Here is a 20,432-nt window from a genome sequence, read left to right as displayed (position 1 = left end):
GCCGAGGCCGTCCTGCGGCCCTTTCGCGGCACAAGGCAGCCCCAAAAATCCATGCCTCACTACCGGTGGTACACTGTCCGCCACATAGCCTGAATATAAAGAGGGGAGGCCAGGCCAGCGCCGGGCCTCCCCGAACGTTTCTGGACCAAGCATGAGAATACTGATCATTGGCCCCAGCTGGGTCGGCGACATGGTGATGGCGCAGACCTTGTTCCAGTGCCTGAAGCAGCAGCACCCCGAATGCATGATCGATGTGCTGGCTCCCGAGTGGAGCCGGCCGATCCTCGAACGCATGCCCGAGGTGCGCCAAGCCTTGAGCTTCCCGCTCGGCCATGGCGCGCTGGAGCTGGCCACGCGCCGGCGTATCGGCAAATCGCTGGCGGGCCAGTATGACCAGGCGATCCTCCTGCCCAACTCGTTGAAATCCGCGTTGGTGCCGTTCTTCGCCGGCATACCCAAGCGCACCGGTTGGCGCGGCGAGATGCGTTTCGGCCTGCTCAACGACGTACGCAAGCTGGACAAGGCCCGTTACCCGCTGATGATCGAGCGCTTCATGGCGCTGGCCTACGCGCCCGGCGCCGAGTTGCCGCAGCCCTACCCGCGACCGAGCCTGCAGATCGAAGCGCAGAGCCGCGACGCTGCCCTGGCCAAGTTCGGCTTGGCACTGGATCGCCCGGTGCTGGCGCTGTGCCCGGGGGCCGAATTCGGCGAGGCCAAGCGCTGGCCGGCCGAGCACTACGCCGAAGTGGCCGACGCGATGATCCGCCAGGGCTGGCAGGTATGGCTGTTCGGCTCGAAGAACGACCACCCGGTGGGTGAGTCGATCCGTGACCGGCTGATCCCAGGGTTCCGTGAAGAATCCTATAACCTGGCGGGGGAAACTTCGCTGGCCGAGGCCATCGACCTGCTGTCGTGCGCCGATGCGGTGGTGTCCAACGACTCGGGCCTGATGCACGTGGCAGCCGCGTTGAACCGCCCGCTGGTGGCCGTCTACGGTTCTACGTCGCCGGGCTTCACGCCGCCGCTGGCCGAGCATGTGGAAATCGTGCGCCTGGGCATCGAGTGCAGCCCCTGTTTCGACCGGACCTGCCGCTTTGGCCACTACAACTGCCTGCGCCTGCTCGAGCCGGCGCAGGTGATCGCCGCGCTCACGCGCCTGGGCGGGCCGAACCTGATCGATGTCATGGCCGAGGTCGACTAAGTGCGGGTCCTGATCATCAAGACGTCCTCCCTGGGAGACGTGATCCACACCTTGCCGGCTATCACCGATGCTGCCCACGCCATTCCCGGCATCCGCTTCGACTGGGTGGTGGAAGAAGGCTTCGCGGAGATCCCCAGCTGGCATCCTGCCGTCGACCAAGTCATCCCGGTGGCTATTCGCCGCTGGCGCAAGAACCTCTGGCAGACGCTCAAGAGCGGCGAGTGGAAGGCGTTCAAGCAGCGCCTGCGCGAGCGCAAGTACGACCTGGTGATCGACGCCCAGGGCCTGGTCAAGTCGGCCTGGCTGACCCGCTACGTCAAGGCGCCGGTAGCCGGGCTGGACCGTTATTCGGCGCGCGAAGGCTGGGCCAGCCGCTTCTATGACCGGCGCCTGTCGGTCGCGGTCGGCCAGCATGCAGTGGAGCGGGTGCGCCAGTTGTTCGCCCTGGCCCTGGCCTACGACCTGCCCGAAGGCCTTGGCCGCTACGGCCTGGACCTCGACCGCCTGCAACTGCCACCTGCCGCGCCCTACGTGGTATTCCTGCATGGCACCACCTGGGCCACCAAGCACTGGCCCGAGGCCTACTGGCGCGAGCTGGCCGAGCGTTTGGGCCGGCGTAACCTGCAGGTGCGCCTGCCTTGGGGCAACCCTGCGGAGAAGGCACGCGCCGAGCGCATCGCCCAGGGCTTGAAGAACTGCGAAGTACTGCCCAAGTTGAACCTGGCGGGGGTCGCACGCGTGCTGGCGGCAGCCAAGGCCTGCGTGGCGGTGGATACCGGCCTTGGCCACCTGGCGGCGGCGCTGGATGTGCCGACCATTTCGCTGTTCGGCCCGACCAACCCGGGCCTTACCGGCGCCTACGGGCGCAGCCAGGTCCACCAGGCCAGCGATTGGCCGTGCGCGCCTTGCCTGCAGAAGAAGTGCACCTATAAACCGAGCGCCGAAGACCTGCGCCGGTTCGATCTCAAACGCGAGTGGCCGTTGTGCTTCACTCGCCTGAATCCCGAGCATGTGGCGAGCCGCTTGAGCGCGTTGCTGCTGGCTGAGGATGTTCGTTGATGCAACTGGCTTTCGTGCTCTACAAATATTTCCCCTTCGGCGGGCTGCAGCGCGACTTCATGCGCATCGCCCTGGAGTGCCAGAAGCGGGGGCACCAGATCCGTGTCTACACGTTGATCTGGGAAGGTGACATTCCACCGGGTTTCGAGGTGCTGGTGGCGCCGGTCAAGGCGCTGTTCAACCATCGGCGCAACGAGAAGCTCAGCGCCTGGATGGCCGCCGACCTTGCCAAGCGCCCGGTCGACCGCCTGATCGGCTTCAACAAGATGCCCGGCCTGGATGTGTACTACGCCGCCGACGGCTGCTTCGAAGACAAGGCCCAGACCCTGCGTGGCGGCCTGTACCGTCGCTGGGGCCGCTACCGCCACTTCGCCGAATACGAGCGGGCGGTGTTCGCCAAGGATGCCCACACCGAGGTGCTGATGATCTCCGAAGTGCAGCAGCCGCTGTTCATCAAGCACTACGGCACGCCGGTGGAGCGTTTCCACCTTTTGCCACCGGGTATTTCCCAGGACCGCCGCCGCCCTGCCGACGCCGATGCGATCCGCGCCGATTTTCGTAAGGAATTCGGCCTGGGCGATGATGACCTGCTGTTGGTGCAGATCGGCTCGGGCTTCAAGACCAAGGGCGTCGACCGCAGCCTCAAGGCCCTGGCCGCGCTACCTTCGGCCCTGCGCAAGCGTACCCGGCTGATGGTGATCGGCCAGGACGACCCCAAGGTATTCCAGTTGCAGAGCGCCACGCTCGGCCTGGGCGAGCAGGTGCAGTTCCTCAAGGGGCGCAGCGACATCCCGCGCTTCCTGCTTGGGGCTGACCTGTTGATCCACCCGGCCTACAACGAGAACACCGGCACCGTGCTGCTCGAGGCGCTGGTCGCCGGCCTGCCGGTGCTGGTGTCCCAGGTGTGCGGCTACGCCCACTACATCGCCGAGGCCGACAGCGGCCTGGTGCTGGACGAGCCGTTCGAGCAGGACCAGCTCAACCGCTACCTGCAGCGCATGCTCGAAGATGCCCAGGCTCGCGCCGACTGGTCGCGCAACGGGCTGGCCTTCGCCGACACCGCCGACTTGTACAGCATGCCGCAGCATGCTGCCGACGTGATCCTCGGGCAGGAGGCCGCATGAAGCTGATACTGGCCGAACCCTTCAAGCGCTTGTGGGCCGGACGCGATCCCTTCGAGGCCGTGGAAGGCTTGCAGGGCGAAGTGTTCCGTGAACTCGAAGGCCGGCGCACCTTGCGCACCGAGGTGGACGGTGAGGGCTACTTCGTCAAGATCCACCGTGGCATCGGCTGGGGCGAGATCTTCAAGAACCTGTTCAGCGCCAAGCTGCCGGTGCTCGGTGCCGGCCAGGAGTGGCGGGCGATCCAGCGCCTGCATGAAGTCGGCGTGCCGACCATGACCGCGGTGGCCTATGGCGAGCGCGGCAGCAACCCGGCCACGCAGCATTCGTTCATCGTCACCGAAGAGCTTGCGCCGACCATCAGCCTGGAAGACTTCAGCCTCGACTGGGTCAGGCAGCCGCCGCAACCACGCCTGAAGTGGGCGCTGATCGCCGAGGTGGCGAAGATGACCGGTGGCATGCACCGTGCCGGGGTCAACCACCGCGACTGCTATATCTGCCATTTCCTGTTGCACACCGACCGACCGGTGACGCCCGAGGGCCTGAAACTGTCGGTGATCGATCTGCACCGTGCCCAGACCCGTGCCAGCATCACCCGCCGCTGGCGTGACAAAGACTTGGCCGCCCTGTATTTCTCGGCCCTGGACATCGGCCTGACCCGCCGCGACAAGCTGCGCTTTTTGCGTGGCTACTTCCAGCGCCCGTTGCGCCAGGTGCTGGCCGACGAGGCCGCGCTGCTCGCCTGGCTCGAACGCAAGGCGCAGAAACTCTACGATCGCAAGCAACGCTATGGGGATGCGCTCTGATGGCGGGTTGGACACTGGCACCAGGCTACGAAGGCCTGGCGGCGGATTTCGGCAGTCTGGATGCGGTGTTCGCCCTTCAGGGCGAACGCCTGACCCGCGACCCGCTCAGCGAAGTGGTGCGCATCGAGCGCGACGGGATCAACTACTACGTCAAGCGCTACACCGGCGCTGGCAAGGCCTTGCGCCGCTATGTTGGCCGCCCGCGAATCAAGGCCGAGTGGCAGAACCTCAAGCAGTTCGCCAAATGGGATATTCCCACCGCCGAAGTGGTGGCCTACGGCCTCGAGCGCAACGGCCTGGCCTTCGGCCGCGGTGCCATGATCACCCGCGAGCTGCCGCGCACCGAGGACCTCTCGGCCCTGGCCGAGCGTAACGACCCACGGCTGGCCGACCGCGCCTGGGTCGACCATGTCAGCCGCCAGTTGGCGCGCCACACCCGGGTGATGCACGCGCACCGTTTCGCCCACAATGACCTGAAGTGGCGCAACCTGCTGGTGGACGACAACGCCACGGTGTTCTTCATCGACTGTCCCACCGGCGACTTCTGGCGCGGCTGCCGCGCCTGCATGCTGCGCCACCGCCTGATCAAGGACCTGGCATGCCTGGACAAGGTCGCCAAATACCACCTGTCATCGACCCAACGCCTGCGTTTCTACCTGCAATACCGTGAGCAGAAACGGCTCACGGCCAAGGACAAGCAGTGCATTCGCCAGGTGGTGAGCTTTTTCGAGGGAAGGGAATGACCGACTACCTGGCCAGCGCCGACCAGGCGCTGCTGCAACGTCATGGCTTGAACGACTTCGAGGCGCTGTGGGCGCTGCAACTGGACGCCGTGGACGAACCCAACACCGGCCGTGGCGGCTGGAGCAGCGTCTTTCGTCTTGAGCTCGAGGGTAAAGGGTTCTATCTCAAGCGCCAGAGCGACTACCTCACCCGCACCCTGCACCGCCCGTTCGGCGAGCCGACCTTCGCCCGAGAGTTTCGTAACATCAGCCGTTACCAGAAGCTGAAGATCCCCGCCTTGCAGGCGGTGTTCTATGGTGAACGCAAGGGTAACGGCCAGCATCGGGCCATCCTCATGACCCGTGCCCTGGACGATTGGCGTGACCTGGACAGCCTGCTTGCCCAGTGGCCGCAGTTCGATGCCGCCAGCCGCTTGGGCATTCTGCAGGCGTGCGGCCAGCTGGCCCGTACCCTGCACGCTGCAGGCCAGGTGCATGGCTGTTTCTATCCCAAGCACATCTTCCTGCGTGAACGTCGCGAAGGCTGGCAGGCTCAACTGATCGACCTGGAAAAGACCCGCCCGCTGCTGTTCGGCATGCGCGACCGGCTCAAGGACCTCGAGCCCTTGCTGCGCCGCGCGGGTGCCTGGAGCGAAGCGGATGTGCGCAGCCTGCTGGCGGCCTATCTTGAACAGCCGGCAGACAGTACGCTGGTCGATACCTGGCTGCAGCGCCTGGTGCGCCGCCGCCGTGAAAAGGAGGCGCGCTGATGCAACTGTCCGAATTGAAGAACGCCGGGCGCAGCCCATCGCTGCCCCTGACCGTGACGTTGGCCGACGCCGCCGGCAGTGCCGACCTGCAGCTGCTCAGCCTGCTGCGCGTGCTGCCGGGCCAGCGCTATGTCGGCGCCGGCATCTGGCGTGGCACCCCGGTACTGGCCAAGCTGCTGGTGGGCAGCAATGCCGCCCGCCATTTCCAGCGTGAGCTGGAGGGTGTGAAGCTGCTGTCCGGTCAGGGTCTCACGACCCCGCAACTGCTGGCAGACGGCCTCAAGGAAGGTGAGGGCGGCTGGTTGCTGTTCGAATTCCTCGAGGGCGCACAGAGCCTTGCCGACGCCTGGGCCAATGTCGAAAACCTGCCGGTGCTGGCCGACGAGCAACAGCTGGTATTGGGCGAAGCCCTTGCGACCGTGGCGCAGATGCATGCCAAGGGTCTGTGGCAGGAAGACCTGCACCTGGACAACCTGCTGCGCCATGGCGGCAAGCTGTACCTGATCGACGGCGCGGGCATCAAGGCCGAAGCCCCAGGCCAGCAACTGTCGCGCCAGAAGGTGCTGGAGAACCTGGGCGTACTGTTCGCCCAGTTGCCCAAGCGCCTGGAGCCGTTCATCGAAGAGCTGCTGGTGCACTACCTGCTGGCCAACGCCGAACATGCCTTGCCGCTGGAGGCGCTGCAGAAGCAGATCGACAAGGTGCGCAACTGGCGTCTGAAGGACTACCTGGAAAAGGCCGGGCGCGAGTGCACGCTGTTCAGCGTCGAGCGCAGCCTGTCCGGATTGCGGGCGGTTCGCCGGTCTGAGCGTGAGGCGCTGTTGCCGGTACTGGAGCAGGCCGATGCGTTGATCGACGAAGGCCACCTGTACAAAACCGGTGGTGCGGCCAGCGTGGCGCGTATCGAGGTGGGTGGTCGCACCCTGGTGCTCAAGCGCTACAACATCAAGAACACCGCCCACTGGTTCAAGCGCTTCTGGCGTCCGAGCCGCGCCTGGCACTCGTGGATCGAAGGCCATCGCCTGGAGTTCCTCGACATCGCCACGCCACGGCCATTGGCGGTGCTGGAGCAGCGGGTGATGGGCCTGCGCAGCCGCGCCTACCTGGTGACCGAGTATGTCGACGGGCCGGACCTGATCGAGTGCTTCGGGCCCTACGTGGAAAGCGGCGATGCGCCACAGGAGCAGGTGCAGGCCTTGGTGCACCTGATGCAGCAGCTGATTCACGAGCGCATCAGCCATGGCGACTTCAAGGGTCACAACCTGTTCTGGAAGGATGGCCAGTGGTCGCTGATCGACCTGGATGCCATGTGCCAGCACGCCACCCAGCTGAGCTTCGCCCCGGCGTACACCCGGGACCGGGCGCGGATGCTGCGCAACTGGCCCAGTGACAGTGCGCTGCATCGACGGTTGGATGAGCTGTTGCCGCGGTTGGGCGAGTAATCAGAGGCTGCTTTGCAGCCTTTTCGCGGCACAAGGCCGCTCCACAGGGCTTGTAGGAACGGCCTTGTGCCGCGAAAGGGCCGCCAAGCGGCCCCCTAGGGCCTCACTTCCAACACAGCCCCCGAAGCCCCAGCACTGCCGGTATCCCCAGCCCCACCCACGCCAGCACATCCCACCCGCCGTCCCCCAACAGCGCGGCGAACAACCCTCCGGCACCGAGCACGGCAATCGCCATGGGCCAGGCAAAGATCTGCCGCGTCGGCTGCGACCTGTGGCTCATGCCGTCACCTCCCGTGCCTTGCGCTGCTTACCCCACCACAGGTAAACCCCACTGCCGAGCACGATGATGGTCAGCACATCGAGCACTGCCCAGAGGATCTGCATCGGCCGGCCGCCGTAGTCACCAAAGTGCAGCGGTTGCGACAGGAGCATGGTGTCCATGTACCAGGGCCTTTCACCGACGGCCGTGACCGCCAGCGTGCGGGCATCGATCAGTACCGGTGTCAGCAGATGCGACGTCAGGTGCGTGGCGCCTTTCATGAACACTGCATAGTGGTGCTCGCTGGAAAAGCGCGTGCCCGGGAAGGCGATGAAGTCTGGCTGCATGCCCGGTGCGGCCTGGGTGGCGATGTCCAGCAGGCGGCTGGCCGGCGCGCGCTCGGTGAGCGGCGGGGCATCGTGGTAGGGGGCGACCATCGCCGCCAGGCTGTCGTTGCGCCAGGCGGCGATGACCAGGTCGGAGAGGGCGCTGATCACACCGGTGACGCCGACCACCAACGCCCAGGTGAGGGTGACGACGCCGATCAGGTTGTGCAGGTCGAGCCAGCGCAGCCGGCGTGAGCGGTCGTTGCGCACCGTGGCGAACGTCAGGCGGCGCATGAACGGCGCGTAGAGCACGGTACCAGAGACGATCGCCAGCACGAACAGCACCCCCATGAACGCCAGCACCAGCTTGCCCGGCAGGCCGGCGAACATGTCCACGTGCAGGCGCAGCATGGTCATCATGAAGCCGCCGTTGGCTGCAGGCATAGCAACGGCTTCGCCCGTGCGGGCGTCGAGCATGAAGGTGTGCGACGAATTCGGCTCGGTACCGGCCGTGGCTGCCGTGATGGCGATCACGCCGTTGCGGTCATCCTCGTCGTAACCGAAATACTGCACCACTTCGCCGGGGCGATGGGCCTGGGCCTTGAGCACCAGTTGCTGCAGGTCCAGGTGTGGGGTATGGGCGGGCATTTCGCGCAGCTCGGGGGCGTCGCCCAGCAGGTGCTCCAATTCGTGGTGGAAGATCAGCGGCAGGCCGGTCAGGGCCAGCAACAGCAGGAACAGGGTGCAGACCAGGCTGCTCCAGGTATGGATCGCCGACCAGCGGCGGATGGTTTGGCTTTTCATCGTGGTACCGGTTTTGCCTGTTGGAGGCTGGGGCCGCAAAACGGCCCGGTTCACTCAGAACTTGTAATTGACACTGGCGACCACGCTGCGCTCGTCGCCGTAGTAGCACCAGTAACCGTCACAGTTGGCCAGATAGTCCTTGTTGAACAGGTTCTTCGCCTCCACGGCTACCGTAAGGCCTTTCATGCTGTTGTCCAGGCGGCCCAGGTCGTAGTGCACCGAAGCGTCGTATACCGTGTACGAACCCACATGGGCCAATTCGGTATTGGCGGTGTTGCCGTAGGTATCGCCCACATAGCGCACGCCACCGCCAATGCCGAAGCCGTCCAGTGGCCCGCTGTGCCAGGTGTAATCGGCCCACAGGGTTGCCTGGTTGCGCGGGATCAGCGCCATGCGGTTGCCTCTGTCGTCACCCTTCAGGATCTCGGTGTCGGTATAGGTGTACGAGGCAATGGCCTTCAGGCTCTCGGTCACCTGAGTGGAGGCCTCCAGTTCCAAGCCGCGAACCTGCAGTTCACCTACCTGGCGGGTGATGCTGCCTTCTGTAACGCTCACGTTCTGCTGCTTCAAGTCATACACGGCTGCAGTGAGCAGCGTATCCGTTCCGACTGGCTGGTATTTCACACCCACTTCGTACTGACGGCCTTCGGTTGGCTTGAATGACTCCGTGGAGTTGACGTTGGCACCACTGGCCGGCTGGAACGACTCGGTGTACGAGAAGTACGGCGTGATGCCGTTGTCGAAAACGTAACTCAGGCCGACGTTGCCGCTGAAGGCTTTGTCGCGCTGGGTATTGGTTGCGTCGGCGCTGTTGTGGAACACAGTGCCGGTGTGAATCCAGTCTTCACGACCACCCAAGGTCAGGCGCCAGTTGTCGAGTGACATCTGGTCCTGGACATAGGCACCGGTCTGATGGGTTTTCTGCTGGAAGTCCTGCATGGCGAAGTAGGTGACATTCGACAGGTCGGCGCCATATACCGGGCGGTTGACGTTGATCGGAGGCACGCCCATGCCATACAGCCATTGATAGTTGGTATTCGAACGCTGATGGTCCAGGCCCAGCAGCACGATGTGGCTGATATCGCCGGTCTGGAAGTCGGCCTGGAAGTTGTTGTCGACGGCGAACTGACTGATGTCTTCGTTGACGATACCCGACTCACGATTGACGTTGCCATCGGCATCGATGTTGTTGATGGTGGCGACCTGCACGGCCTGGAACGACAGATCGCTCTTGGTGTAACGCAGGTTCTGGCGGAACTGCCAAGTGTCGTTCAGACGGTGTTCGAAGGCATAGCCCAACGCGTAGTAAGTACGATCGTAGAAATCCCAGTCCGGTTCGCCAAGGTTCTTGTGGTGGGAAATCTTGCCGGTCGGGCCGTCCAGTTTGGTGCCTTGTAGCGGCAGGAACTGGCCGGTTATACCGGTATCGTCCCGGGTGTACTGGGAGATGAACGTCAGCTTGGTATCGTCGTCGATGTTCCAGGTCAGGCTGGGTGCTATGTTGTAGCGCTTGTCTGGGATGTGGTCAATGGGTGAATTGCTGTCACGCACCACACCACTCACACGGTAGAAAAACTTGCCCTCGTCGTCGATCTTGCCGGTGCTGTCGAAGTTGATCTGCTTGTGTTCATTGCTACCCACCTGGGCTTCGATCTGGTGCTTACTCTCAAGCTGTGGACGACGGCTGACCATGTCGAGCATGCCGCCCGGTGGTGTCTGCCCATACACCGACGATGCTGGGCCGCGCAGTACGGTAATGCGTTCGAGGTTCCATGGCTCGACCTTGGGATTGGCGAACGAGCCCTTGGGCAGCGGCAGCCCATCAAGGAACTGGGTCGGATCGAAACCGCGCACACGCAGCCAGTCGGCGCGCGAGTCCGAACCGTAACCGCTGCTTTGCACGCCTGCGGTGTAGCGCAGGGCGTCATTAAGGTTGAGTACCTGGCGATCATCCAGTTGCTGGCGGGTGATGACGGTCATCGAGCGTGGGGTCTCGACGATTGGTGTGTCGGTCTTGGTACCCGCGGCAGTGCGCGTGGCCACGTAGCCGCTGGAGACACCCCAGGCACTTTCATAGTCGGAAGTCGCATTGATCGCAGTCTCTGGCAACGCCAGTGTCCCTTCCGGCGTAGCCACCAGGCTGTAGCTGCCCATGCTGCTTTGCTGCAACTGCAGGCCGGTGCCGCGCAGGGCGGCTTGCAGGGCGCCGAGGGCGTCGTACTGGCCGTTGACCGGGGCGGAGCTGCGACCATCCACCAAGGCCGGGTCCAGCGCCAGGGCGATGCCGGCTTGGCTGGCGATCCGGGTCAAGGTGCTGGCCAACGGGGCGCTGGGCAGGTCATAGGCGCGCAGGGTCGACTGCTCGGCGGCCTGCAGGGCGGGGCTGGCCAGCGGGACAGCGAGGGCGATGGCCAGGGCCATCAGGCTTGGGCGCAGGAAAGAATCAACGGCACGGGGCATGCAGCGGCTCCTCGACGGATAAGTGCTAGTTGCTTCCTTGCCGAGCGAGAATGGAAAAGTGACAGAGGCTTTCGAAAAAAATGATGGCGGCCCCTAGGGGCTGTTACTTGGCGCTGATGGTTACCCACCAGGGCGTATGCCGCTCGATCTTCACCGGCAGCACTGGCATGAGCGACGCCAGGGCCAGGTCGGTGTCGGTCAGCGGGAAGCTGCCGGTCACGCGCAGGTCGGCCACTTCGTCGGCAACGCCCAGGTGGCCGTTGCGGTAACGGCCCAGCGTTGCGACCAAGTCGGCCAGGCGCACGTTGTCGACCACCAGCATGCCGCGGGTCCACGCATCGGCACCCATGGCTACCGGGTCGACCCGGCCAAGACCATCGACGGTCATCAGTACTTGCTGGCCTTCGCGCAGAACCTGCTCGTCGCTGCTGTTGGATGGCCTGGCGGCTACCGCCGACTGCAGCACTTCCAGGCGCGTACCCTGGCTCTCGCGCTTGACCAGGAAGCGCGTACCCAGGGGACGCAGGCGTCCATCGTCGGTGCGCACCAGCAACGGCCGGGTGTCTTCATGGCCGGTTTCCACGGAGATCTCGCCCTGGTGCAGGACGATCAAACGTTGCCAGCCTGCATAGTCGATATCCACCGCGGTATTGGTGTTCAGGCTCAGCAGGGTGCCGTCTTCCAGGCGCAGTGTACGCAGCTCTCCGGTGCCGGTGCGCTGGTCAGCCAGCCAATAGCCCGGCGACAGCGATGGCGAGGCGATGCCGAGCAGCAGCGCACCCAGCAACAGCACCCCGGCCAAGCCGCCGCCGAACCCGCCCAGGCGCCTGCGCAGGTCTGCCCGCGATTGCAGCAGTGCCTGGCGGGCGGGGCCGGCGGCAGCGCTCACGCGTTGGTCGAGCATGCCCAGCTGGTGCCAGGCACGGGCGTGTTCCTCACTGGCGGCATGCCAGCGCAGGAAATCACTGCGTTCGTCTGGGGTGCAGCGGCCTTCGTCCAGGCTCAGCTTCCAGGCGATGGCGGCATCCAGGACCCTGGCCGACACCGGCGCGTTGTTCACAGCGGCGCCCCATAAAGGGCCACATAGCACTGGCGCATGCCTTGGGCGATGTACTGGCGCACGCGTGACACCGACACCCCCAGGCGTTCGGCGATCTCGGCATGGCCCATGCCGTCCAGGCGGTTATGCAGGAAGGCCGCGCGAGCCTTGCTCGACAGTTTGCCGAGCAGGCGGTCGATGGCCTTGAGGTCTTCGAGGATCAGGTGCTGCAGCTCAGGGGAGGGGTGTTCTGCCTCCGGCAGGCGCGCCAGCTCCGCCAGGTAGGCCTGCTCAAGGGCGGCGCGGCGGAAGTGGTCGAACAGCAGGCCCTTGGCCACGGCAACGAGAAAAGCGCGGGGTTCGCGGGGAGTGACCAGCTGCTCGCGACCGAGCAGGCGCACGAAGGTGTCCTGGCTCAGGTCTTCGGCGCGCTGGCGGCAGGCCGTGCTGCGTTGCAGCCAGGCCAGCAGCCAGGCGCGGTGGTCGCGGTACAGGGTACCGACCAGCTCGGCATGTGGGCTCTGCGCAGACGACAAGAAGCGTCTCCCGGGAATGAATGCGTTAACTAACGATAATTATTCGCGATTGTGACAGAGCCGGGGCACAGGGTGCAATTGACGCTTATCGGATAGATGCCTGGTGATTAGCCCGCTCCTACAGGCTGTACTGGTGCGCCTTGCGCCGACGCCACTGCTGCAGGCGCAGGTTCAACTGCAGGGGGCTGTCCAGCTGCTGGCGACGGGCCTGGCTGAACAGGATCAGGGCCAGTTCGGCGGTGACCTGGGCATCGGCACTGGCGTGGTGACGCTCTTCTACCTGCAGGCCGAAGCGGGCAATCCAGTCGTCCAGGCTGGCCTCGCGCAGCACGGTGTCGGGGTTGAGCATGGGGGCCAGCTCGGCCATGTCGAAGAACGGGTGCTGCAGGCGGTAGCCGAGGCTATCTTTGAGCGCCCGGGCCAGCATGCGCTGGTCGAACGGCGCATGGAAGGCCAGCACCGGGCTGTCCCCGATGAACTCCAGCAGATCGAGCAGCGCGTGGGCCGGGTCGCAGCCGGCGGCCAGGGCGCTTGGGCCCAGGCCGTGGATCAGCACGCTGGCGTTGGTCTTCTGGGCCGGCCGGTGCAAGGTGCGTTCGAATTGCTGGCCCAGGTCGATGGCACCGTCCTCGATGGCCACCGCACCGATCGACAATACCTGGTCGCGGTTGACGTTAAGGCCGCTGGTCTCCAGATCCAGCACCACCCAGCGTTGCTCGCGCAGGGACGAAACGCCCAAGGTCGGCGCCTTGGGCAAGCGCGCGAGGCGCTGGCGCAGGGTGTTGTCGAGCTCCGGCAGGGCCGGGCGCAGCCAGGCGAGCAGGTTCATAGCTGGTACCGCAGGGCCAGGCTGCTTTGCAGGCGCTGGGCCTGGCGCAGGGACTCGCGCAGGATGCGCCGGTCCAGGTGGTTGAGGCTGTCTGGATCCAGCCGGTTGGAGTAGGGCAGGTTGTCGCGGCTCTGGCGCTGGTGCTGCTGCATGCGGGTCTGCTGGATGAAATGATAGGCCTCTTCGTACGCGGCGCCGTCCAATGGGTCGATGATGCCGCGGGCCACCAGGTGGCGCAGGCGCTCGAGGGTGTTGCAGGCCTTGATGCCATGAGCCAGTGCCAACAGCCGGGCGCCGTCGACGAAGGGTGTCAGGCCCTGAACCTTGAGGTCGAGGGTAGCGGCCTTGTCATTGCCCTGGCGGGTCAGCACGAATTCGCGCAGGCGCCCTACTGGCGGGCGCTGACGCAAGGCGTTGTCGGCCATCATGCGCTGGAAGATGCGGTTGTCGGCCACTTGTTCGAGCAGGGTGCGGCGCAGCTGTTCGCAACCGCTCTCATCGCCCCAGACCACGCGCAGGTCGAAGTAGATGCTCGAGCCGAGCAGGTTCTCCGGGCTCGCTTCGCGAATGAAGCCGCTGAAGCGTCGCGCCCATTCGCTGCGAGACAGGCACAGTTCTGGGTTGCCGGCCATCACGTTGCCCTTGCAGAGGGTGAAGCCGCACTGAGCCAGGCACTGGTTGATGTACTGCGCCAGTGGCAGCAGGCGGACGCGGATCGCTTCGGCCTCGGCAGCATCGGTGGCCTCGAAGAGAATCCCGTTGTCCTGGTCGGTGTGCAGGGTCTGCTCGCGCCGGCCTTCGCTGCCGAAGCACAACCAACTGAACGGCACGCCCGGGTCGCCGCGTTCGGCCAGGGCCAGCTCGATCACCCGGCACACGGTGTGGTCGTTGAGCAGGGTAATGATCTGGGTGATCTGGGTGGAGGAGGCGCCATGGGCGAGCATGCGCTCGACCAATTGGCCGATCTCGCCGCGCAGCGACACCAGGTTCTCCAGGCGCGGGGCGTGGCGGATGGTGCGGGCCAGGTGCACCAGGTCGACCCGCTGCAGGGAGAACAGGTCACGTTCAGAGACCACGCCGCACAGGCGCTGGTTGTCCACCAGGCAGACATGGGCGATATGCCGCTCGGTCATGGCCATGGCCGCGTCGAAGGCGCTGGCCTGGGGGCTGAGGTAGAACGGCTGCGCGGTCATGTAGCGCTCGATCGGCGCGGTCAGTTCGGCGCTGGCATCGGCCACGACGTGGCGCAGGTCGCGCAGGGTGAAGATACCGATGGGAAAGCGCTGCGGGTCGACGATCACGATGCTGCCGACCTGCTGCTCATGCATCAGCCCCACGGCTTCGCGCAGGGGCATCTGTGGCGCGCAGACCACCGGGTGGCGCATGGCCAGTTCACCCAGCGGGGTATTGAGCGAATACTGCGTTCCCAGTGTTTCCACTGCACGCTGGCGTACCTGCTGGTTGACCTGGTCGAGCAGGCTGCTGACACCGCGCAGGGCGAAGTCGCGGAAGGGCTCCGAGAGGGAGAACACGCGGATGAACGCGCCCTTGTTCAGTTGCAGGCAGAACGTGTCTTCGCCTGCCAGGTGCTCGGTGCGGGTGGCCCGTTCCCCGAGCAGCGCGGCGAGCGGAAAGCATTCGCCGCTGGCGATCTCGAACGTGGTCTCCACGCCCGGTTTGGTCACGTGCTGGCGCTCGCCGACCACCCGGCCCTGCTTGACGATATAGAAATGCTCCACCGGGCCGTCGGCCGGCTTGATGATACTTTCGCCGCTGGCGTAGAAACGCAGCTGGCACTGCTCCACCAGGTAGGCCAGGTGGCTGTGCTCCATCTGGTTGAACGGCGGAAAGCGCTGCAGGAACTGCAGGGTGCCTTGAATGTTTTGCAGAACCGCCGTTCTGCCGGCCTGGCTGTAGGCGTCCTTCTTGCTCATGGAACTGACCGCTTGGGGGGACCGTTGCAGGCCCTGTTGTTCTAAGGCTCCATGGTCGGCCGGTGGCCTTGCGGTGCCCATTGGACGTAAGTCTATAAGCTGCGGCGCGCGCTGCCCGGAGGCGCTTGGGTGTCAAATAGACGACGAAAGGCAGCTTGCATAGCGGTGTTTTGCGGTCTCAACTTTCAGCAACGGGATTTTTTTGACGAGATGACCATGGCTGAGCATGACGAGATCCTGAGTGACGCCGAGCGCGAAGCCTTGGCCAGGGTGAGCGCGCCTTCTGCTCCGCCGCAGGTGGTGCTGGTGGTGGATGACGATGCTGCGACCCGCGAGGCCCTTTGCCTCTATCTGAAGGCGAAGGGTTTTGAGTGCCTGTCTGCCGACGGCGCACAGGCAGCGTTGGAGCAGCTCAGGGGTAACCGGGATATTGGCCTGATGATCACCGATTTGCGTATGGCGCCAGAGGATGGCCTGGGGTTGATCCGGCTGGTGCGCGAATCGGAGCGGGCGGAATTGTCGATCATCGTGGTGTCGGGCGACACCGACGTGAAGGAGGCGGTGGATGTGATGCACCTGGGGGTGGTGGACTTCCTGCTCAAGCCGGTGGACCTGGGGAAGTTGGTGGCGCTGGTGAGGAAGGAGTTGCGGTTCGACCCGTAAAAGCAATCACGGGACAAGGCCGTGATGAGGGCCGCAAGGCGGCCCCGGGTAACGCCAGTCAGTTAAGCCTTATCGGCTGCATTTGGGGCTGCTTCGCAGCCCATCGCCGGCAAGCCGGCGATGGGGTCTTAACTGACAGGCATTCGCCCCTGGGGTATCACAGCCCGTTACGTGCCTTGAACTCGCGACGACGGCGGTGCAGCACTGGCTCGGTGTAGCCGTTCGGCTGCTTGGCGCCTTCGATCACCAGTTCGATGGCGGCCTGGAACGCGATGTTGTCATCGAAGTTCGGGGCCATCGGGCGGTACTGGGCGTCGCCGGCGTTCTGCTTGTCCACCACCGCGGCCATGCGCTTGAGGCTTTCAAGCACCTGCTCTTGGGTGACGATGCCGTGGCGCAGCCAGTTGGCCAGCAACTGGGCCGAGATGCGCAGGGTGGCGCGGTCTTCCATCAGGCCGACGTCGTTGATGTCCGGCACCTTGGAACAACCCACACCCTGGTCGATCCAGCGGACTACATAGCCGAGGATGCCCTGGGCGTTGTTGTCCAGCTCGTTGCGGATCTCGTCAGCCGACCAGTTGGTGTCGGCCGCCAGCGGGATGGTCAGAATGTCGTCCACCGAGGCCGGTGCGCGCTTGGCCAGCTCGCGCTGGCGCTCCTGCACGTTGACCTTGTGGTAGTGCAGGGCGTGCAGGGTGGCGGCGGTCGGCGATGGTACCCAAGCGGTGTTGGCGCCGGCCAGCGGGTGGGCGATCTTCTGCTCGAGCATCGCGGCCATCAGGTCAGGCATGGCCCACATGCCCTTGCCGATCTGGGCGCGGCCTTGCAGGCCGGTGGCCAGGCCGATATCGACGTTGTTGTTCTCGTAGGCGCCGATCCACTTCTCGTTCTTCATGGCGCCCTTACGCACCACGGCGCCGGCTTCCATGGAGGTGTGGATTTCGTCACCGGTACGGTCGAGGAAGCCGGTGTTGATGAACACCACGCGCTCGGCGGCAGCCTTGATGCAGGACTTGAGGTTGACCGTGGTACGGCGCTCCTCGTCCATGATGCCGACCTTGACGGTATTGCGCGCCATGCCCAGCAGGTCTTCGACGCGGCTGAAGATCTCGGCGGCGAATGCCACTTCCTCAGGGCCGTGCATCTTCGGCTTGACGATGTACACGCTGCCGGTGCGGGTGTTCTTGCGGGTGGTGTTGCCCTTGAGGTTATGCAGGGCGATCAGGTTGGTGAACAAGCCGTCCTGGATACCTTCCGGGATCTCGTTGCCCTGGCCGTCGAGGATCGCCGGGTTGGTCATCAAGTGGCCGACGTTGCGCACGAACAGCAGCGAACGGCCGTGCAGGGTGACGGTGCCGCCAGCGGGCGCGGTGTATTCGCGGTCAGGGTTCATGGTGCGGGTGAAGGTCTTGCCACCCTTGGTCACGTTCTCGGACAGGTCGCCTTTCATCAGGCCCAGCCAGTTGCGGTAGACCACGACCTTGTCGTCGGCATCGACGGCGGCGACGGAGTCTTCGCAGTCCATGATGGTGGTCAGCGCCGATTCCATCAGGATGTCCTTCACGCCGGCGGCGTCGGTGCTCCCGACCGGGGTGTTGGCGTCGACCTGGATCTCGAAGTGCAGGCCGTTGTGCTTGAGCAGGACTGCGGTCGGCGCGGCGGCGTCGCCACGGTAGCCGATCAGCTGGGCATCGTCGCGCAAGCCGCTGTTGCTGCCACCTTTGAGGGCGACGACCAGCTTACCGCCTTCGATGCGGTAGCCGGTGGAATCGACATGGGAGCCGGCAGCCAGGGGCGCGGCTTCGTCGAGGAAGGCGCGGCCGAAGGCGATGACCTTGTCGCCACGGACCTTGTTGTAGCCCTGGCCTTTCTCGGCGCCGCCTTCGTCGCTGATGGCATCGGTGCCGTACAGCGCGTCATACAGCGAGCCCCAGCGGGCGTTGGCGGCGTTCAGGGCGAAGCGGGCGTTCATCACCGGCACCACCAGCTGCGGGCCGGCCATGTGGGCGATTTCTTCGTCCACGTTCTGGGTGGTGGCCTGGAAATCGTCGGCTTGTGGCAGCAGGTAGCCGATTTCCTGGAGGAAGCTCTTGTAGGCTACGGCGTCATGGGCCTGGCCTTTGCGCGCCTGGTGCCAGGCGTCGATCTTGGCTTGCAGTTCGTCGCGCTTGGCGAGCAGGGCTTTGTTCTTTGGAGCGAGGTCGTTGATGATCTTTTCCGCACCCGCCCAGAACTGCTCGGCGACGATGCCGGTCCCTGGAATGGCTTCGTCGTTGACGAAGTCGTACAGGACCTTGGCGACCTGAAGGCCACCGACTTGAACGTATCCAGTCATTGCTTGCCTCACTCTGCTCAGCTATTTCGCTCTTCTGTATTAAGCCTGTAGCGCTTCTCTAAACACGGCACCAGTACTTGCCCTCGTGTGTGAGCGCGGCTGGGTGCGGCTCGCCAGACGGGCCGGCGGGCGGGTTGCGTATTTTCACAGGCGCCTTGGCAGACATCCAAACGACGTTTTGTAGTCCGCGCCGCGGCATACTACATGAAGCAGTAGGCGGGGTGGAATCAGACTAAAAGCGTCGTTGTGCGACCAACAGATCGCATAGGGTCACGCTGGGAGACGTTATGTTCGCAAAAAACAGGTGGATTGTTCCAGATAAATCTTGAAACAGTACACGATTCGTTGTGCGGACCGCCCTGCGGCAGGTTGCCGCGCCTTGCCTATACTGTTGCGATGCCCCCGTATTTCGCCGTGCGCAGCGGCGCCGGCCACCTGACTAGCAGAGCTGAGGAGCGGCCCCGTGGACCATCTCGTACTGACAGTGATCGCCCCCGACAAGGCCGGGCAGGTCGAACGCATCGCTCAATGCATTGCCGAGCATAACGGTAACTGGCTGGAGAGTCGCATGTCGCGGATGGCCGGGCAATTCGCCGGGATCCTGCGGGTCGCGGTGCCGGCCGAATCCTACGATGACCTGGTCGAGGCCCTGCACAAGCTGTCCAGCCATGACATCCGCGTGCTGATCGCCGAGAGCGGCATCGAGCCGTCCTGCACCTGGAAGCCGATCGCCATGGAGCTGGTGGGCAACGACCGGCCGGGTATCGTGCGGGACATCACCCGCTTGCTGGCCGAGCAAGGCGTGAACCTGGAGCGCTTCACCACCGAGGTAAGGCCGGCGCCTATGAGTAGCGAGCCGCTGTTCCATGCCGATGCGTTGCTGGCGCTGCCCCTGACCCTGTCACTGGATGATCTGCAGCACAGGCTGGAGAGCCTGGCCGACGACCTGATGGTGGAGCTCAAGCTGCGGCCCGAAGACTGAGCGCCGAGTATGTTCGCGGGTAAACCCGCGAAAGAGGTTATCCCAAGATCATGGGGGCGGTGCTGTGGATAACCTGGGGGCGCTCCTCCCCAGCCTAAGAAATTCGCAGGCTCCAGAGCTTTGAGCAAAAAACGTCCAGATATCAGGGGCTTGTGCACAAAGCACGGGGACGAGGGTGTGGATAACCTTTGGAGATGTCTCTGCAGGCCCCGTAATACGAGGCTTCCAGAGACTTGATCGTTTTTTGATCAGCTTCGCTTGCGCAAACTCAACCAGGCATCGACGCTATAGATGGCCAGGCCCGCCCAGATGAACATGAACGCCATCAGGGTGCTGGAGGACAGCTGCTCACCGAACAGCAACACCGCCTGCAGCAACACCAGGGTCGGCGCCAGGTACTGCAGGAAGCCCAGCGTGGTGTAGGGCAGGTGGCGTGCGGCGGCGTTGAAGCACACCAGCGGCACCAGGGTGACCGGCCCTGCGGCCATCAGCCAGAGCGCTTCGCTGCTGGTGTAGAACTCGGCCTGGGCGCTGGTCGCCGTTGGATGCAACAACAGCCAGCCGAGGGCCAGGGGTACCAGCATCCAGGTTTCCACCACCAGCCCTGGCAGGGCTGCCACCGGCGCCTGCTTGCGGATCAGGCCATAGAAGCCGAACGACAGCGCCAGCACCAGCGAAACCCAGGGCAGGCTACCGACCTGCCAGACCTGCTGGGCCACACCCACCGCCGCCAGCCCCACCGCCAGCCACTGCAGGCGGCGCAGGCGCTCGCCGAGCAGCAGCATGCCCAGCAGCACGTTGACCAGCGGGTTGATGTAGTAGCCCAGGCTCGCCTCGAGCATGCGCCCGTTGTTCACCGACCAGACATAGGTCAGCCAGTTGCCAGCGATCAGTGCCCCGCTCAGGGCCAGGATGGCCAGGCGGCGCGGGTTGTCGCGCAGTTCGCGCCACCAGCCCGGGTGCTTCCAGACCAGCAGCAGGAGCGAGCCGAACAGTGCCGACCAGAGTACGCGGTGGACGATGATCTCGACCGCCGGAACGCTCTGGATGGCTTTGAAGTACAAGGGGAACAGGCCCCAGATGATATAGGCGCTCAGGCCCAGGATATACCCGCGACGCGGGTTTGCGGCGTGCATGCAGATTC

At 64.7% G+C, this 20,432-nt stretch carries 18 protein-coding genes; 9 read left to right on the top strand and 9 right to left on the bottom strand.

Features of this window, described 5'->3' with window-relative positions; genetic code table 11:
- The first annotated feature begins 151 nt into the window (after positions 1–151).
- From waaF to ACNFCI_RS16845, 7 genes are read left to right on the top strand one after another with little or no spacing between them, the layout of a single operon-like run.
- On the top strand, positions 152–1,201 hold the full coding sequence (waaF, locus tag ACNFCI_RS16875; RefSeq protein ID WP_084856296.1) for a lipopolysaccharide heptosyltransferase II: 1,050 nt from the start codon (positions 152–154) through the stop codon (positions 1,199–1,201).
- On the top strand, positions 1,202–2,260 hold the full coding sequence (gene waaC, locus ACNFCI_RS16870) for a lipopolysaccharide heptosyltransferase I (RefSeq protein ID WP_196154458.1): 1,059 nt from the start codon (positions 1,202–1,204) through the stop codon (positions 2,258–2,260). It begins immediately after the preceding gene.
- Positions 2,260–3,384, top strand: a complete 1,125-nt coding sequence (locus ACNFCI_RS16865; RefSeq protein ID WP_084856292.1) for a glycosyltransferase family 4 protein — start codon at positions 2,260–2,262, stop codon at positions 3,382–3,384. The genes waaC and ACNFCI_RS16865 overlap by 1 nt, the downstream gene beginning before the upstream one ends.
- On the top strand, positions 3,381–4,187 hold the full coding sequence (gene rfaP, locus ACNFCI_RS16860; RefSeq protein ID WP_084856290.1) for a lipopolysaccharide core heptose(I) kinase RfaP: 807 nt from the start codon (positions 3,381–3,383) through the stop codon (positions 4,185–4,187). The genes ACNFCI_RS16865 and rfaP overlap by 4 nt, the downstream gene beginning before the upstream one ends.
- A complete protein-coding gene (locus ACNFCI_RS16855) occupies positions 4,187–4,930 on the top strand; it encodes a lipopolysaccharide kinase InaA family protein (protein WP_416768079.1) in 744 nt (247 codons plus the stop codon). The genes rfaP and ACNFCI_RS16855 overlap by 1 nt, the downstream gene beginning before the upstream one ends.
- Positions 4,927–5,679, top strand: coding sequence for a lipopolysaccharide kinase InaA family protein (locus ACNFCI_RS16850; protein WP_084856286.1), 753 nt, complete (start codon positions 4,927–4,929; stop codon positions 5,677–5,679). The genes ACNFCI_RS16855 and ACNFCI_RS16850 overlap by 4 nt, the downstream gene beginning before the upstream one ends.
- Positions 5,679–7,121, top strand: coding sequence for a lipopolysaccharide kinase InaA family protein (locus ACNFCI_RS16845; RefSeq protein WP_084856284.1), 1,443 nt, complete (start codon positions 5,679–5,681; stop codon positions 7,119–7,121). The genes ACNFCI_RS16850 and ACNFCI_RS16845 overlap by 1 nt, the downstream gene beginning before the upstream one ends.
- Positions 7,122–7,224: 103 nt before the next feature.
- Here the strand turns inward: ACNFCI_RS16845 and ACNFCI_RS16840 are convergent, their stop codons facing one another.
- The 7 genes from ACNFCI_RS16840 to ACNFCI_RS16810 all read right to left on the bottom strand — a co-directional run bounded on the left by ACNFCI_RS16840 (position 7,225) and on the right by ACNFCI_RS16810 (position 15,308).
- Entirely contained in the window at positions 7,225–7,401 is a 177-nt protein-coding gene (locus ACNFCI_RS16840) for a hypothetical protein (RefSeq protein WP_172403005.1), read from the bottom strand.
- A complete protein-coding gene (locus ACNFCI_RS16835) occupies positions 7,398–8,510 on the bottom strand; it encodes a PepSY-associated TM helix domain-containing protein (protein ID WP_084856282.1) in 1,113 nt (370 codons plus the stop codon). The genes ACNFCI_RS16840 and ACNFCI_RS16835 overlap by 4 nt, the downstream gene beginning before the upstream one ends.
- A gap of 54 nt (positions 8,511–8,564) precedes the next feature.
- The gene (locus tag ACNFCI_RS16830; protein WP_416768078.1) at positions 8,565–10,970 is read right to left on the bottom strand and encodes a TonB-dependent siderophore receptor; all 2,406 of its coding nucleotides are present in this window, start codon (positions 10,968–10,970) and stop codon (positions 8,565–8,567) included.
- A 103-nt stretch (positions 10,971–11,073) separates the two neighbouring features.
- Positions 11,074–12,030, bottom strand: a complete 957-nt coding sequence (locus ACNFCI_RS16825) for a FecR family protein (protein WP_324812466.1) — start codon at positions 12,028–12,030, stop codon at positions 11,074–11,076.
- Positions 12,027–12,545 (bottom strand): RNA polymerase sigma factor, encoded by a 519-nt coding sequence (locus tag ACNFCI_RS16820; RefSeq protein ID WP_084856276.1) that lies wholly within the window; start codon positions 12,543–12,545, stop codon positions 12,027–12,029. Before ACNFCI_RS16820 ends, ACNFCI_RS16825 begins: the two co-directional genes overlap by 4 nt.
- 118 nt (positions 12,546–12,663) lie before the next feature.
- A complete protein-coding gene (locus tag ACNFCI_RS16815; RefSeq protein WP_084856274.1) occupies positions 12,664–13,374 on the bottom strand; it encodes a PolC-type DNA polymerase III in 711 nt (236 codons plus the stop codon).
- A complete protein-coding gene (locus ACNFCI_RS16810; RefSeq protein ID WP_416768077.1) occupies positions 13,371–15,308 on the bottom strand; it encodes a putative nucleotidyltransferase substrate binding domain-containing protein in 1,938 nt (645 codons plus the stop codon). The genes ACNFCI_RS16815 and ACNFCI_RS16810 overlap by 4 nt, the downstream gene beginning before the upstream one ends.
- Before the next feature lie 210 nt (positions 15,309–15,518).
- Between ACNFCI_RS16810 and ACNFCI_RS16805 the strand changes: the two genes are divergently transcribed.
- Positions 15,519–15,971: a response regulator gene (locus ACNFCI_RS16805; RefSeq protein ID WP_368829620.1), complete on the top strand. Its 453-nt coding sequence runs from the start codon at positions 15,519–15,521 to the stop codon at positions 15,969–15,971.
- Between the two features lie 157 nt (positions 15,972–16,128).
- On the opposite strand, the gene ACNFCI_RS16800 is transcribed toward ACNFCI_RS16805, so the two are convergent.
- On the bottom strand, positions 16,129–18,306 hold the full coding sequence (locus ACNFCI_RS16800) for a malate synthase G (RefSeq protein WP_084856267.1): 2,178 nt from the start codon (positions 18,304–18,306) through the stop codon (positions 16,129–16,131).
- A 463-nt stretch (positions 18,307–18,769) separates the two neighbouring features.
- On the opposite strand from ACNFCI_RS16800, the gene ACNFCI_RS16795 reads away from it, so the two are divergent.
- Positions 18,770–19,288, top strand: coding sequence for a glycine cleavage system protein R (locus ACNFCI_RS16795; protein ID WP_084856265.1), 519 nt, complete (start codon positions 18,770–18,772; stop codon positions 19,286–19,288).
- Between the two features lie 248 nt (positions 19,289–19,536).
- Here ACNFCI_RS16795 and rarD read toward each other — a convergent pair whose 3' ends face one another.
- Positions 19,537–20,424 carry an EamA family transporter RarD gene (gene rarD, locus ACNFCI_RS16790; RefSeq protein ID WP_084856263.1) on the bottom strand — a complete coding sequence of 296 codons (888 nt, stop codon included), beginning with the start codon at positions 20,422–20,424 and terminating at the stop codon, positions 19,537–19,539.
- Positions 20,425–20,432: the final 8 nt, after the last annotated feature.

The sequence above is a fragment of the Pseudomonas sp. NY15356 genome (assembly GCF_048068175.1).
GTDB lineage: Bacteria > Pseudomonadota > Gammaproteobacteria > Pseudomonadales > Pseudomonadaceae > Aquipseudomonas > Aquipseudomonas putida_K.
Note: the sequence above shows the minus strand (reverse complement) of the source record. Positions and strands in the feature narration are given on the sequence as shown.

What these genes read in the sequence shown, in the direction of transcription:
- ACNFCI_RS16800 (WP_084856267.1), bottom strand. Translation starts at nt 18,306, where the DNA reads ATGACTGGATACGTTCAAGTCGGTGGCCTTCAGGTCGCCAAGGTCCTG.
- rarD (WP_084856263.1), bottom strand. Translation starts at nt 20,424, where the DNA reads ATGCACGCCGCAAACCCGCGTCGCGGGTATATCCTGGGCCTGAGCGCC.
- ACNFCI_RS16840 (WP_172403005.1), bottom strand. Translation starts at nt 7,401, where the DNA reads ATGAGCCACAGGTCGCAGCCGACGCGGCAGATCTTTGCCTGGCCCATG.
- ACNFCI_RS16850 (WP_084856286.1), top strand. Translation starts at nt 4,927, where the DNA reads ATGACCGACTACCTGGCCAGCGCCGACCAGGCGCTGCTGCAACGTCAT.
- ACNFCI_RS16805 (WP_368829620.1), top strand. Translation starts at nt 15,519, where the DNA reads ATGACCATGGCTGAGCATGACGAGATCCTGAGTGACGCCGAGCGCGAA.
- ACNFCI_RS16810 (WP_416768077.1), bottom strand. Translation starts at nt 15,308, where the DNA reads ATGAGCAAGAAGGACGCCTACAGCCAGGCCGGCAGAACGGCGGTTCTG.
- ACNFCI_RS16855 (WP_416768079.1), top strand. Translation starts at nt 4,187, where the DNA reads ATGGCGGGTTGGACACTGGCACCAGGCTACGAAGGCCTGGCGGCGGAT.
- waaF (WP_084856296.1), top strand. Translation starts at nt 152, where the DNA reads ATGAGAATACTGATCATTGGCCCCAGCTGGGTCGGCGACATGGTGATG.
- ACNFCI_RS16815 (WP_084856274.1), bottom strand. Translation starts at nt 13,374, where the DNA reads ATGAACCTGCTCGCCTGGCTGCGCCCGGCCCTGCCGGAGCTCGACAAC.
- rfaP (WP_084856290.1), top strand. Translation starts at nt 3,381, where the DNA reads ATGAAGCTGATACTGGCCGAACCCTTCAAGCGCTTGTGGGCCGGACGC.
- ACNFCI_RS16845 (WP_084856284.1), top strand. Translation starts at nt 5,679, where the DNA reads ATGCAACTGTCCGAATTGAAGAACGCCGGGCGCAGCCCATCGCTGCCC.
- ACNFCI_RS16835 (WP_084856282.1), bottom strand. Translation starts at nt 8,510, where the DNA reads ATGAAAAGCCAAACCATCCGCCGCTGGTCGGCGATCCATACCTGGAGC.
- ACNFCI_RS16830 (WP_416768078.1), bottom strand. Translation starts at nt 10,970, where the DNA reads ATGCCCCGTGCCGTTGATTCTTTCCTGCGCCCAAGCCTGATGGCCCTG.
- ACNFCI_RS16865 (WP_084856292.1), top strand. Translation starts at nt 2,260, where the DNA reads ATGCAACTGGCTTTCGTGCTCTACAAATATTTCCCCTTCGGCGGGCTG.